Below are 13396 nucleotides of genomic sequence, written 5' to 3'. Positions count from 1 at the left end.
GTCATACCCGGCATTCTTCGGGCATTTGCAACAGTTCACAAGGTTTTTCCATCAGCCCGAGAATGTACGGGTCAACACTTCCAGTTCGTTGCTTAAATCCGTCTGCGGGGAACTGCCCAACAGCATATATCCATAACCGCCCTGCTCCCATTTTGCAGTTGCCAAACCGCTCAACACCGTTTGTTGAACTTCGGTATCTGCGGCATTCGGTCCCTGGCGAATGACACAGAAGGCAAGTGGTTGACCCTGATCGTCGGCAAAAACCACTTGGATCAAGGGCTTGCCTTTGAATGAAAGAACCTGCGCCCGCTTCAGCTCCAACCCTGGCAACGCTTCCAGTGTTTCCTTATTCAGCGATCGTCCCAGCTCGGCTTCGGCCATTGCAAATTGTTTGGTCAGCGACGCGTCCGAACTGTCCAGCGATGCAATCGTTTCCGGCACGTAAAGTGATTGATAGATCGCGGCCTGCTGGGCCCAGCTTAAGTCTGCTGGCCGGGTGGCCCAGAATGTTACGGCGACGGCTGCAAACGCCGCGCTGGCAGCCACCGCAACAAGACGCAGAAACCCGTTATTGGCGGGCCGCGTCGTTTTTTCTGGAAGGTCCACCTTCGGCGCTTCAGCGGGCAGGTTCTCAAAAACATCCCGAACAACAGGCGCAATCGGATCCAGCGCCATCAGACGATGTTCCAACGTAGCGTCATCTTCAACCGCAACATCAATAGCGCGGGTCTGAGCCTCATCCAGGCTGCCTTCCAGATACGCTAATAGCGTCTCGTCGGAAAACGTCATTTGCCACTCCGTCGCGCGGTGTCCGCTGCATCAACCTGCATCACAGTTTTAAGTTTCTGCCGGGCATTCGAAAGCCGGCTCATGATCGTGCCAATTGGAACCTCCAACAAAGCGGCGGCTTCGCGGTAACTGTACCCCTCAACGAAGACGAGCATAACCGTTTCGCGCTGTGCCTCTGGCAACTGCATCACTTGAGTAAACACTTCAGCCGCAAAAATATTCGTTTCCGTGTCCGGTCCCGTTGCAACCAGATCCGCTTCGGGGGTCACCGACAGCGCCTGCGCGCGCCGAACCGACCGCGAACGCAGCTCATTCAGCCAAATCGACCGGCAGATTGTCATCAACCAGCTGTCCAGACGGTTGTGCGACGTCACCTGATGATGTCGTTCAAGCGCGCGCAAACATGTGGCCTGTAACAAATCATCGGCTACATCCGAGGCACCCGATAATGCCAGCGCAAACCGCCAGACACGCTTCGAATGCGTCTGAACCGCATCGCGGACGGCTTGTTCAGAAGTCATCTCAGCTCTCATCGAATGATCGCGACCTGCTTGTGTTTCTCAATCGCGGATCGGACCCGCAAGGGCAGAATTGCCATATTTAGCAGTGAAATGAAACGAAACTCCTGTTCCAAGCAGTCACGTTTGCGTCTGTAATTGTTGCAGCGCCTGTTTCTGCAACCAACTGGGTGTTGGATACTGGCCATTTGCGGCAGTTGTATTGGTTTCGACCAAAGGCATGGTGTTCCAAAGCACATAAGCCGTTCGATTGCGGTTATGGATTGCTTGAGTTTTTTTGGTATTGGTTGCGGGTTTGAGGGTTAGGTCTTATTTAGCGTGTTTGGATGTTGGGATGGGTTGGTCTGCCGCAGGGTTGCATCTGTCCTTTAGGCGCGACGGGATATGGGGTATCTGAGCGTGCGCACCGTTTCACGGATTTGGAGAACGCAATGATGAAGCGCGCCTGGAACAAGTGGCGATCGGGCTATATGGGCCGGCTTGTCGGTGAGAGCTTTTATGCGCAGGGCGGGCTTTACGGCGTTGCGATCCTGGCGATGATCGCGGTGGCGGTCACCACCGCCGGCTCGGCTTACATGATGGAATATATCGTCGATGCCATGACCAGCCCGGAATTGCGGGGATGGGCGCATGTCATTGCGCTGGGGGTTGTGCTTCTGTTCCTGACCAAGGCGGTGGCCTCGTATGTTCAGGCCGTCTTTCTGGCGCGCGCGGGCAACCGGATTGTGGCCCAGCAGCAGGAGAAGCTGTACCGCAAGCTGGTCCGGCACGGGTGTCGTTCTTTCGACCAATGAATCATCGGATTTGCTGATGCGCACGACCAATGGCGCGCAATCGGCCCGGGGCCTGATCGATGTTCTGGTCACCGGGTTTGTCCGCGATGCCCTGACCGGTCGGCCTGATTGTGGTCATGGTGTATCAGCAGCCGGTCCTGTCGGTGATGTTCTTTGTGGTGGGCCCGGTTGCCCTTCTGGGGGTGCGGTATCTGCTGAAAAGCGTCCGCTCGATCATGCAGGCCGAGTTCAAATCGCTGGCCGAGATCATCCGGGTGCTGCAGGAGACCTCGGCGGGGATCAAGGTGATCAAGGTGTTTGCGCTTGAAGATCGCATGATCGACCGAATGGAGACCGCGATCCGGAAGGTCGAACAGCGCTCGAACGACATCGCCCGGCTGCAGGCCATTGCCAGCCCGCTGATGGAGTTTCTGGCCGGTCTGGCGGTTGCCGGGGTTCTCATTGTCAGCACGATGGGCATCGCGGGCACCGAACAGCCGACCGCGGGTCAGTTGATGTCCTTCATCACCGCTTTGCTGATGGCCTATGAACCCGCCAAGCGCCTGTCCAGGATGCGGGTCCAGATTGAAACCTGCATGGTCGGTGTCGGCCTGTTGTTCAGCCTGCTGGATCAGGAGGACACGATGGTGGAAAGCCCCCGGGCCCGTGACCTGAGTGACGGCCCCGGACAGATCACGCTGCGCAATGTGACCTTTGGCTATCAGGGCACGGTGCCGGTGATCGACAACATGAGCGCCACTTTCGAGGCCGGGAAAACCACGGCCCTTGTCGGCCAGTCCGGTGGTGGCAAATCCACGTTGTTTGGCCTGATCATGCGGTTTTACGACCCCGATCAGGGCAGCGTCGAGATCGATGGCCAGGACCTGAGGGATGTCAGCTTTGCCTCGCTGCGGCGGAAAATCTCGTATGTCGGTCAGGACACGTTCCTGTTCTCGGCCTCGGTGATGGACAACCTGCGCTGCTCGGCACCCGAGGCGAGCGATGAAGAGGTGATCGCGGCAGCCCGGGCCGCACATGCGCATCAGTTCATCACAGACCTGCCGCAGGGCTATGAGACCCCGGTGGGCGAAACGGAACCTTTCTGTCGGGCGGTCAGAAACAGCGCATCGCGATTGCCCGCGCCATTCTGCGCAAGGCCGAAATCCTGCTGCTGGACGAGGCCACAAGCGCGCTGGACGCGGAATCGGAATCGCTGGTCAAAGAGGCGCTGGACGCCCTGACACAGGATGTCACCGTCATCGTCATCGCCCACCGCCTGTCAACCGTGCTGGAGGCAGACAAGATCATCGTCATCCAGGACGGCACTATCGCCGAACAGGGAAACCTCGACCAACTCATGCAGAAAAACGGACCCTTCAAAAACCTCTTCGACCAACAGTTCAATAAACACAAACAAAAACAAAAAGTCGCTCAGTAATGAGAGGGGGAAGAACTGAGCGCAAAGCTCTTTTCAGGCCAAAAATCTCCTGATTGCCACGTACCGCTGAACAGAGGGCTTCCGCCATTCACGTAATATGCGCATGTTTGACGCGCATATCGTGTGATGGTAAAATGGCGCAGTTCAGAGGGTAATCAAATGAATGCTCCATCTCGTAGACCGACAAATCTATCACTGGATGGCGATATGCTGTCCGAGGCGCGGGATCTGAAGATCAATCTTTCCCGCGCAGCCGAAGACGGCATTCGGGCCGCAGTCGCCAGCGCAAAAGCGGAACGCTGGAATGCCGAAAACAAGGCCGCACTTGAGAGTTCCAACGCGTATGTCGAGCGTAATGGCTTACCGCTGGACACCTACCGACAGTTCTGATGCCAAAATACGACGTGTTCCCCAACCCGTCAGGTGACGGGTATCTTCTGGACATCCAGAGCGATCTGCTGAGCGGGTTGAACACACGCGTCGTCGTGCCCCTGCTTCCCGAAGCGACCGCGCCGATCCCAGCCACCCGGCTCAATCCCGTCTTTGATATCCAGGGCAAACCGTTTGTAATGGCAACCCAATTCATGGCTGCCGTTCCGGTGGGCATTCTAAAATCGCCGGTCGACAACCTTGATGATCACTTTGCGCAGATCACCGCCGGCGTCGACATGCTAATGCAGGGATTCTGACAAGCTTCTGGCCCTTGGAGAACCAAGAGCCAGGAACAAGTATGATAATGAAGATCAGTCGTACAGCACTGCCGCGATCTTTGGATCGTCGATGTTGGATGCGTCGTAATAGTAGAACCCGGTATCAATCAGGGCAGGAACTTCTTCGCCCTTCATCGCGGCCACAGCAGCCTTGACGGTTTCATACCCGATGCCCACGGGATTCTGAGTGATTGCACCCGCCATCAGCCCGCTTTTGATCGCATCTTTCTGGGCCTTGCCACTGTCATATCCGATGATGGTCAGCCCCTCGGTCCCCAGTTCCTGCACACCATTCACCACACCGATGGCCGAGCCTTCGTTGGTGCCGAAGATGCCATTCAGATCGGGGTTCGCCGTCAGGATCGCTTTGGTCACCTCGGTCGATTTCAGGTGGTCACCCTGACCGTATTGAACCGTGACAACTTCGATGTCCGGGTATTTTTCAGCAATGCGATTGACGAAGCCGTCGCGCCGGTCGATGCCTGTGCGGCTGGTCTGGTCATGCGCAACAACGGCGACTTTGCCTTTGCCGCCAATCATCTCGGCCATCTTGTCCGCAGCCAGCGCAGCCGCGGCCTGATTGTCTGTTGTTGCTGTAGAAACTGGGATGTCGCTGTCAACGCCACTGTCAAAAGCGATGATCGGAATGCCTTTTTCATCAGCTTGCTTCAGCAGTGGAATGGCGGCCTGGCTGTCCAGAGCGGCAAAACCGATGGCCTTGGGGTTATTGGCCAAGGCCGCCGCCAGCATGTCGATCTGACGATCCACCATGGTTTCGTTGTCCGGGCCTTCAAAGGTGATCGTGACACCGTATTCCTCGGCGGCCTGTTCCGCACCGGACTTTACCGCCTGCCAGAACTGGTGCTGAAACCCTTTGGACACCAGCGGAATATATATGTCTTCCGCTGATGACATAGTTGCAGGTATCGAAAGGCTGGCCGCACTCAGGGCCCCCAAAATGAAACGACGTGTTAGCATGTCTTCTCCTCCAGTTGGTCTTCGTTTCTGATTTTTGTGACTGTTCAACCTGTCTTCCTGCGCCGCGCCATATCGGCGTAAACGGCCAGAATGATGATCGCGCCGGTGACAACGGTCTGCCATTCCTGCGCGACGGACAGCACTCGCAAACCATTGGTCAGAACTGCCATGATCAGGGCACCGATCAGGGTTCCAAGGATTGTACCACGCCCACCGGACAGGGACGTGCCCCCGATCACGACGGCAGCGATGGCTTCCAGCTCGTAGCCAAGCCCCAGCGCGGGCTGCGCCGAATTCAGTCGCGACGCGATCAGAATTCCACCGATACCGCAGATCCCACCTGCCAGAGCGTAAATACGCATCTTCCAAAGATCGGTATTCACCCCCGATAGGCGCACCGCCTCTTCGTTTGATCCCAGCGCAAAGGTGTATCTGCCCAGAACCGTGCGCCCCAGAATGTACGAAGCTGCAATGGCAACAAGGAAAAGGATCAGCACGCCATTGGGGATCGGTAATGCGGGAAAAACCTTTCCGATCAGCGACCCGCGCGAAATCTGGTCAAAGCCCGGCGTGTCGTTGAAGTAGATGGGCCGCGTGCCGGAAATCACCAGCGACAACCCTTTTAGGATCAGCATCATACCCAGCGTGGCAATGAAGGGCGGGATTTTCATCTTGGCGACAAAGGTGCCCGAGCACAGCCCGCAGAACGCACCCGCCGCAATCGCTGCCGTAACCCCCAACAACAGTGGCATTCCGAGATAGGTCAGCACGACACCGGCGATAACGGCACAGAATGTCATCAGAGTTCCCACGGACAGGTCGATCCCGCCAGTTATGATGACCAATGTTGCAGCAACCGCCAGCACCCCATTGACCGATGTCGCCTGCAAGATGGCGATCATGTTTGAAGTTTGCATGAAGTTCGGCGACGCGATTGAAAACCCGATCAGCAAGGCAATCAAGCTGGCGAAGGCCAGCAGCTTTTGGTAGGCGCCGCTTTCCGAGAGCCCCGCCAGTGGGCTTTTCTTTTCGATTTCCGTTGCTGAGGTCATTACGCTGTTCCTGTTATCTGCATCGCCGCCGCCCGCTGCGTCGCCAGATGCATGATGTCTTCCTGAGTGGTGGCTTTGCCGCCCGGCAAAATGCCGGTCAGTCGGCCTTCGCACATCACGGCAATGCGATGGCTTAGGCGCATGATCTCGGGCAGTTCCGACGAAATCACGATGATCGTCTTGCCCTGCCCGGCCAGTTCTTCCAGCAGCTTGTAGATTTCAGATTTTGCGCCCACGTCGATACCGCGCGTGGGCTCATCGAAAATCAGGATATCGCAATCCCGCAGCAGCCATTTGGCAATGACAACTTTCTGCTGATTGCCGCCGGACAGCAGGCGTACCTCCTGCGTGTCCGAAGGCGTGCGAATGCCCAGCTGCGTGATGTAACCCTTGGCCGTCGTGCTGATTTCACCATCGTTCAGAACACCGACACGTCCGGTGAACATATCCATCGAAGCCAAGGCAACATTGTCACGAACGCTCATCCCTGTGGCGAGGCCGAAATGCTTGCGATCCTCGGAAAGATAGCCGATGCCCGCCTTGACGGCATCGGATGGTGTCCTGATCGAGACCACCTGCCCATGCACCCGGATTTCTCCGCTATCTTTGGGATCAGCCCCGAAGATTGCCCGCGCAACTTCGGTACGTCCGGCCCCCATCAGCCCGGCAAAGCCCAGGATCTCACCCTTCAGGACCGAAAAGCTGACATCGCGGATTTCGTGACCCCGACACAGCCCGGTCACTTCCAGCGAAACCTCGGCATCGCTCAGATCGGGGGGGACCAGCGGCTCTTCCTTGACTTCGCGACCTACCATCATCGCGATAATCTGGCTGATCGGCGTTGCTGCCGCGTCAACGGTGCCAACGTATTCTCCGTCGCGCATCACCGTAACCCGGTCAGCAATCTGCTTCAGCTCATCCATTTTGTGGCTGATATAGACAATGCCCACGCCTTCAGCCTTCAGACGGCGGATGATCACGAACAGCTCGGCAATTTCAGCATCGTTCAGGGCCGCGGTCGGTTCATCCATGATCAGAACCCTGGACCGGTAAGAAAGAGCCTTGGCGATCTCGACCATCTGTTGTTTCGCAATGGTCAGACTGCCGACCTGCGCCTTGGGGTCGAGGTTTAGGTTCATGGACGCAAAGATCTCGGCCGTATGTGCATTCAACGCAGCATCGTTCAGTCGGCCAAACCGTTTACGAGGTTCGCGGCCGATAAAAATATTCTGTGCCACTGTCAGATCATTCATCAGGCTCAGTTCCTGATGGATGATGCCGATACCCAAAGCCTGCGCCTCGCGTGGCGTGGTTGGGTTTGCATCACGTCCTTCGATTTGCAATGTGCCACCGTCGCGCTGATAAATCCCCGAGAGGATTTTCATCAGCGTGCTTTTTCCCGCGCCGTTCTCGCCCATCAGCGCATGGACTTCACCGGGCACCAGATCGAACTGCACTGATTTCAGCGCATGGACTCCGGGAAAGTGTTTCTCGATCCCCGACATGTCGACCAGTTTTTTCATTTATCCTCCCAAACACCCCTCTCCCCAAGGGGTGGTGCCGCCTACATCACCGCGCCGATTTGCCAGGGCACAAATTCGACCCCACCAAAGCCAAGTTCTTCGCTTTTTGTTTGTTCACCCGATGCGACGCGGATCAGCATTTCGAACAGCTCTTCGCCTTTTGCCTCAATGCTCACACCGTCTGTGACGATATCCCCACAGTTCAGATCCATGTCTTCCGACATCCGGGCATACATTTCGGAATTGGTAGCCAGCTTGATGCAGGGTGTTGGTTGATATCCCGAAACCGAGCCCCGCCCGGTGGTGAACACGATCAGGTTCGCGCCTGACGCTACCTGCCCCGTGACCGAGCATGGATCAAAACCGGGGCTGTCCATGAAAACAAAGCCGGCCTTGTCGATTTTCTCGCCGAACTTGTAAACACCGCGCAAGGGCGCGGTGCCGCCCTTGGCGACGGCGCCAAGCGATTTCTCAAGAATGGTCGTCAACCCGCCGCGCTTGTTGCCCGGGCTTGGGTTGTTGTTCATCTCGCCGCCGTTGCGCTGTGTATACCCCTCCCACCAGCGAATGCGTTCGATCAGCTTTTCCCCGACCTCAACGGTCTCGGCCCGCCGGGTCAAAAGGTGTTCCGCGCCATAGATTTCCGAGGTTTCGGACAGGATCGTCGTACCGCCATGCCGCACCAACAGATCCGACGCATAACCCAAAGCAGGATTGGCGGTGATCCCGGAATACCCATCCGACCCGCCGCATTGCATTCCGACCGTTATCGCACTGATCGGCGCAGGTTTGCGTTCGGCCTTGTTCGCGAGGTCGGCAATCCCGCGCAGCTCGTTCAATCCACGTTCAATGGTACGGCGTGTGCCGCCCTCACTCTGAATGGTCATGTAACGCAGCACGCCATCAGGACGGATCGGACGACCGCCAACCAGATCGGCCACCTGCATCACCTCGCAGCCCAAACCGATCAACAGGATACCGGCGAAATTCGGGTGCTGGGCATATCCCGCCAGCGTTCGAAACAACGTGGCGTAGCCTTCATCTTTGCCCGACATGCCGCATCCAGTGCCATGAACGATCGGGACGATACCGTCCACATTCGGGTACGCGTCCAATAAGCCCCGTTTCTCGGCGGCTTCGGCGATGAACCGCGCCACGGAGCCAGAGCAATTCACCGTTGTCAAAATGCCGATGTAGTTGCGCGTGCCGACCTTGCCATCGGCGCGGTGGAAGCCCTGGAAGATACGGTCGCCTGAAATCTCGGGCAGCGGCGCGTTCGCGCTTGCATATGCGTAGTCCTGCTGATGCGCCCCCATACCCAGATTATGGACATGAACATGCTCGCCCGCGGCGATATCCGCTTTGGCCTGACCTATGATCTGTCCATAGCGGATCACATTTTCACCCGCCGCAATCGGGGCGGTGGCGATCTTGTGCCCGCGTGCGATATCCGTGGGAAGCCGTATCGATATCCCATCCGGTTGCGCGTCGGCTTTCAGGTCGCGCAACGCGATGATCACGTTGTCATCCGGGTTCAGCCGGATTGTGTCACGGGCCGGGCCTCCCGGGGTTTTGATCTCTGAAACTGGGCGCATGGATTCCCCGCTTGTTCGCCACAGAGCTACGGGGATAATCCACTCTTGTCAACTAACATGTTAGTATGATAGTTCAGATTCATGAACCACCCATATGACATTGACGCCACCCGCCTGCCCGACATTTCAACATTTGAGGGATCGCTTGCGCAGCGGGTTTACCAATCCATCAAACAGGCGATCCTGGCACTGGATTTCCCTCCCGGTGCCAATCTGAGAAAGGCACCAATCTGCACGCGCCTGGGTGTATCCCGCGCACCTGTCGCGGACGCCATCACCAGGCTTGCCGCCGAAGGACTGGTGGATGTGGTGCCGCAATCGGGTACACGCGTGTCCTATTTCTCGATGGATGAAATACGCGAAGGCGCCTTTCTGCGAGAGGCCCTGGAGCTGGCAACTGTGGCCAAGGTTGCGCGTGACCTGACCGATGATCAGCGCAAAAAGCTGAGCCGCAACGTGCGCCTGCAAGAGCTGTTGATCGAAGATGACGACATTGCCGGGTTCTATCACGCGGATGAAGAATTCCACGCCCTGTTGATGGCGTTCACCGGGATGCTTCGCTTGCCGGATGTGGCGCAGACGGTGTCGCTACAGGTCAGCCGCGCGCGTATGTTGCTGTTGCCGACACCCGGCCGCATCGCGGAAACACTGGCCGAACACCGGGCGATATTCGATGCCATCTGCGCCCATGATGAACGTGCAGCACAAGACGCCATGCGCCATCACCTTGGGCAACTGATGCCTCGGATAGAACAGCTGCAACAGGAAAGACCGCAGCTGTTCAATTTACCCCCCCAAAACACCCGAGAGGCAGGATGACCGTTTCGCAAACCGCCCTTCTGAACAACAGGACGTCCCGGCCTGTACCGCTGACCCGCATGGGGTTTGGCGGCGCGCCATTGGGCAATCTTTATCGCAAGGTCTCGGATGCTGATGCGCAGGCTGCGTTGCAATCCGCTTTTGACGCAGGCATCCGGTTCTTCGACACCGCGCCGCAATACGGGTTGGGGCGGTCCGAGTATCGCTTTGGCGAAGCGATCAGGCGGTTTGGGCGTGAGAACATTCAGCTATCAACCAAAATCGGTCGTCTGCTGTTGGATTGCGAACCACATGAGGTGACACCCGAAGCGTTTGTGGACGTTCCGCAGAAACGCATTGTGTTCGACTATACCTATGACGGCGTCATGCGGTCATATGAGGCAAGCCGGGACCGGACAGGTGTTGCCAATGCGGACATTCTTCTGGTGCATGACGTCTGCGCTTTCAGTCAGGGCAGTCAGGAAATGTCAGACGCCAAAGTACGCGAGTTGTTCGATGGCGGCGGGTACAAGGCGCTGGTTGAACTGCGCGATGCAGGTGAGATCGCTGCGATTGGCGCCGGCGTGAATGAATGGCAGGTTTGCGAAAAACTGCTGGGTCTTGGCGATTTCGACGGGTTCCTGCTGGCAGGTCGGTATACGCTTTTGGAGCAGGAAGCTTTGGACAGTTTTCTGCCACTTTGCGAGAAACGCGATGTGGGCATCATTCTGGGCGGGCCGTATAACTCAGGTATCCTCGCCACCGGACCGGTGCCTGGGGCCAAGTATAACTATTCCGATGCGCCTGAGGATATTCTTGAACGGGTGCGCAGGATCGAAACTGTCTGTGCGGCCCATGACACACCGCTGATCGCAGCCGCGCTGCAATTTGTTCTGGGACACCCCGCCGTGAAAACGGTTGTTCCGGGCGCCGTCAATGCGGCCGAGGTTCAAGCCAATGTCGCCCTGCTGGAGCGGACTATCCCCGCCCAGCTTTGGTCAGACCTGCGTACCGAAGGCCTGATCCGGTCAGATGCCCCTTTGCCCAAGGAACCTGTCAATGCTGCGTAACCTCGACCCGCTGTTGTCTCCTGAGTTGCTGTACGCCCTGCGTGCCATGGGCCATGGCGATGACATCGTTATTGCGGACGCCAATTTCCCGGGCTCAAGCCTTGGGCCCGACTGCATCCGTGCGGATGGTTCAACAGCAAGCGACCTGCTTGGCGCGGTGTTGTCTGTCATGCCGCTGGATACATTCGTGCCCGACCCCGCGCTGACCATGCAGGTTGTCGGTGATCCCGAAGCCGTGCCCGAGGCCGTCGCAGATTTCCAAAAGATCATCGACGCGCAGGCTGACAACCCCGCGCAAATTCAGGGTCTGGACCGGTTCGACTTCTACCAACGCGCGGCATCCGCATTTGCCATCATTCAGACCGGCGAGCGCAGGCTGTACGGCAACATCATCCTGAAGAAAGGCGTGATTGCATGAAGATCGACGCCCATCAGCATTTTTGGGCGCTGGCACGTGGTGACTATGGGTGGCTGACACCGGATTTGGGCCAGATTTACCGGGACTTCGGGCCAGGTGATCTTGCGCCATTGTTGCAAGCACAGGGCATCGACGGGACAATTCTGGTTCAGGCAGCGTCGACCGTCGCCGAAACGAAGTACCTGTTGTCACTGGCGGACAAGACACCTTTTATCAAAGGTGTGGTTGGCTGGGTCGGTTTCGACGCCCCTGATGCGCGTGCACAAATCATCAGACTAGCCACTCATCCCGCTTTGGTTGGTCTGCGGCCAATGATTCAGGATATCGCTGATCCGAACTGGATGCTCGGCGCAGCCCTGAGACCTGCCTTTGAGGCCATCCAATCTAAAGATCTGACTTTCGATGCCCTCACCCTGCCCCGGCACCTGGGGCCGTTGCGTCGCCTTCTGACACAGCACCCGGACATGCGGGTTGTGATTGACCATGGCTCGAAACCTCTGATCCGGGACGGTGCATTTGACGGGTGGGCCGAAGACATGGCCGCCATCGCGCGGGACACCAACGCGTTCTGCAAACTGTCCGGTCTTGTCACCGAAGCTGCACCTGACTGGACGGTTCGGGACCTGTACCCCTATGTGGATCACCTACTGAACACGTTCGGACCATCGCGGTTGATCTGGGGCAGCGACTGGCCGGTCTGCACATTGGCCAGCAGCTATGAACGATGGGTAGATGCAACCGACGAACTGCTAAGCGCACTTTCCTCCAATGACCGTGCGGCCATCCTCGGAGGGAATGCGGCAAAGGCTTATCACATCAGGATTTGACGGTGCCGCACCGAACCCCAAACACGCACTGCTTTGCGCCCGCTGAACCTGCCCAATCTTTTCCCTGAGGCGCGAACAACAAGGCAGTTATCCCCAACACACCACCCGGCTTCGGGAAAATCATGAGGACCAGAATGACATCGCATCAGCCTTCTGACCGACTAAAAGGCAAAACCGCATTCATCAGCGCCGCTGGGCAGGGCATCGGACGTGCCACGGCCGAACTGTTCGCAGCCGAAGGCGCGCATGTCTTTGCAAGCGACATCAACGAAACCACTTTGGCCGGGCTTTCGGAGATCGACAGGATCTCTCCAATCCATCTCGACGTGACAGACGCGCATGCCGTAAAACGTGCCGTGGCTGAATTGCCACCGTTGGATATCCTGTTCAATTGCGCGGGTTACGTGGCAAACGGCACCATTCTTGAGTGCGAAGAGGACGACTGGGATTTCAGTTTCGATCTTAATGTGAAGGCTATGTATCGCCTGATCCGTCTGACCCTGCCCGCGATGTTGAAAAACGGCGGGGGGTCGATCATCAATATGTCCTCGGTCGCATCGTCGATGAAGGGCGTTCCAAACCGGTTTGTATATTGCGCATCAAAGGCTGCCGTAATTGGCCTGACCAAGTCGATCGCCGCCGATTTCGTCACGCAGGGCATCCGGTGCAATGCTATCTGCCCCGGCACCGTTGACAGCCCCAGCCTGCATGAGCGTTTGCGGGCGACGGGCGACTACGAAAAGGCGATGACGGATTTCATCGCCCGCCAGCCGATGGGGCGCATTGGGACTGCCGACGAGATTGCCGAACTGGCGCTCTACCTTGCGAGTGACAGCAGCGCATTTACCACAGGTCAGCCCTTTGCCATTGATGGCGGATGGGCGATTTAATCTGAAAGGGATCACAA

The 13396-nt window shown here is 57.5% G+C and carries 16 protein-coding genes; 10 read left to right on the top strand and 6 right to left on the bottom strand.

Going from position 1 to position 13396, the window contains the following annotated elements; all coding sequences use genetic code 11:
- Positions 1-51: 51 nt before the first annotated feature.
- Both ACR3E2_RS19855 and ACR3E2_RS19850 read right to left on the bottom strand, forming a co-directional pair.
- Positions 52-789: an anti-sigma factor gene (locus ACR3E2_RS19855; protein ID WP_480483620.1), complete on the bottom strand. Its 738-nt coding sequence runs from the start codon at positions 787-789 to the stop codon at positions 52-54.
- Positions 786-1310 carry an RNA polymerase sigma factor gene (locus ACR3E2_RS19850; protein ID WP_245220757.1) on the bottom strand — a complete coding sequence of 175 codons (525 nt, stop codon included), beginning with the start codon at positions 1308-1310 and terminating at the stop codon, positions 786-788. The genes ACR3E2_RS19855 and ACR3E2_RS19850 overlap by 4 nt, the downstream gene beginning before the upstream one ends.
- Positions 1311-1738: 428 nt before the next feature.
- On the opposite strand from ACR3E2_RS19850, the gene ACR3E2_RS19845 reads away from it, so the two are divergent.
- The 5 genes from ACR3E2_RS19845 to ACR3E2_RS19825 all read left to right on the top strand — a co-directional run bounded on the left by ACR3E2_RS19845 (position 1739) and on the right by ACR3E2_RS19825 (position 4207).
- The gene (locus ACR3E2_RS19845; RefSeq protein ID WP_480492860.1) at positions 1739-2101 is read left to right on the top strand and encodes an ABC transporter transmembrane domain-containing protein; all 363 of its coding nucleotides are present in this window, start codon (positions 1739-1741) and stop codon (positions 2099-2101) included.
- Between the two features lie 116 nt (positions 2102-2217).
- On the top strand, positions 2218-3321 hold the full coding sequence (locus ACR3E2_RS19840) for an ABC transporter ATP-binding protein (protein ID WP_480492859.1): 1104 nt from the start codon (positions 2218-2220) through the stop codon (positions 3319-3321).
- Positions 3207-3518: a hypothetical protein gene (locus ACR3E2_RS19835; RefSeq protein WP_480492918.1), complete on the top strand. Its 312-nt coding sequence runs from the start codon at positions 3207-3209 to the stop codon at positions 3516-3518. Before ACR3E2_RS19840 ends, ACR3E2_RS19835 begins: the two co-directional genes overlap by 115 nt.
- 159 nt (positions 3519-3677) lie before the next feature.
- Entirely contained in the window at positions 3678-3908 is a 231-nt protein-coding gene (locus ACR3E2_RS19830) for a type II toxin-antitoxin system CcdA family antitoxin (protein WP_480484666.1), read from the top strand.
- Entirely contained in the window at positions 3908-4207 is a 300-nt protein-coding gene (locus ACR3E2_RS19825) for a CcdB family protein (protein ID WP_480484665.1), read from the top strand. The genes ACR3E2_RS19830 and ACR3E2_RS19825 overlap by 1 nt, the downstream gene beginning before the upstream one ends.
- 54 nt (positions 4208-4261) lie before the next feature.
- On the opposite strand, the gene ACR3E2_RS19820 is transcribed toward ACR3E2_RS19825, so the two are convergent.
- From ACR3E2_RS19820 to ACR3E2_RS19805, 4 genes are read right to left on the bottom strand one after another with little or no spacing between them, the layout of a single operon-like run.
- Positions 4262-5206 (bottom strand): substrate-binding domain-containing protein, encoded by a 945-nt coding sequence (locus tag ACR3E2_RS19820; RefSeq protein ID WP_480484664.1) that lies wholly within the window; start codon positions 5204-5206, stop codon positions 4262-4264.
- Positions 5207-5250: 44 nt separating this feature from the next.
- A complete protein-coding gene (locus tag ACR3E2_RS19815) occupies positions 5251-6258 on the bottom strand; it encodes an ABC transporter permease (RefSeq protein WP_480484663.1) in 1008 nt (335 codons plus the stop codon).
- The gene (locus ACR3E2_RS19810; protein WP_480484662.1) at positions 6258-7781 is read right to left on the bottom strand and encodes a sugar ABC transporter ATP-binding protein; all 1524 of its coding nucleotides are present in this window, start codon (positions 7779-7781) and stop codon (positions 6258-6260) included. The genes ACR3E2_RS19815 and ACR3E2_RS19810 overlap by 1 nt, the downstream gene beginning before the upstream one ends.
- 41 nt (positions 7782-7822) lie before the next feature.
- Positions 7823-9376 carry a UxaA family hydrolase gene (locus tag ACR3E2_RS19805; protein WP_480484661.1) on the bottom strand — a complete coding sequence of 518 codons (1554 nt, stop codon included), beginning with the start codon at positions 9374-9376 and terminating at the stop codon, positions 7823-7825.
- Positions 9377-9457: 81 nt separating this feature from the next.
- Here ACR3E2_RS19805 and ACR3E2_RS19800 point away from each other — a divergent pair, with 81 nt between their 5' ends.
- From ACR3E2_RS19800 to ACR3E2_RS19780, 5 genes are all read left to right on the top strand, one after another.
- The gene (locus ACR3E2_RS19800; RefSeq protein ID WP_480484660.1) at positions 9458-10195 is read left to right on the top strand and encodes a GntR family transcriptional regulator; all 738 of its coding nucleotides are present in this window, start codon (positions 9458-9460) and stop codon (positions 10193-10195) included.
- The gene (locus tag ACR3E2_RS19795) at positions 10192-11244 is read left to right on the top strand and encodes an aldo/keto reductase (RefSeq protein ID WP_480484659.1); all 1053 of its coding nucleotides are present in this window, start codon (positions 10192-10194) and stop codon (positions 11242-11244) included. The genes ACR3E2_RS19800 and ACR3E2_RS19795 overlap by 4 nt, the downstream gene beginning before the upstream one ends.
- Complete coding sequence (locus ACR3E2_RS19790) at positions 11234-11662, top strand: RbsD/FucU family protein (RefSeq protein WP_480484658.1); 429 nt, start codon at positions 11234-11236, stop codon at positions 11660-11662. The genes ACR3E2_RS19795 and ACR3E2_RS19790 overlap by 11 nt, the downstream gene beginning before the upstream one ends.
- A complete protein-coding gene (locus ACR3E2_RS19785; protein ID WP_480484657.1) occupies positions 11659-12489 on the top strand; it encodes an amidohydrolase family protein in 831 nt (276 codons plus the stop codon). The genes ACR3E2_RS19790 and ACR3E2_RS19785 overlap by 4 nt, the downstream gene beginning before the upstream one ends.
- Positions 12490-12623: 134 nt before the next feature.
- Positions 12624-13379, top strand: coding sequence for an SDR family oxidoreductase (locus ACR3E2_RS19780; RefSeq protein WP_480484656.1), 756 nt, complete (start codon positions 12624-12626; stop codon positions 13377-13379).
- Positions 13380-13396: the final 17 nt, after the last annotated feature.

This window comes from Ruegeria sp. AL7, assembly GCF_056536105.1.
The sequence above is the reverse complement of the archived record's forward strand: the minus strand, read 5'-3'. Positions and strand labels throughout refer to the sequence as shown.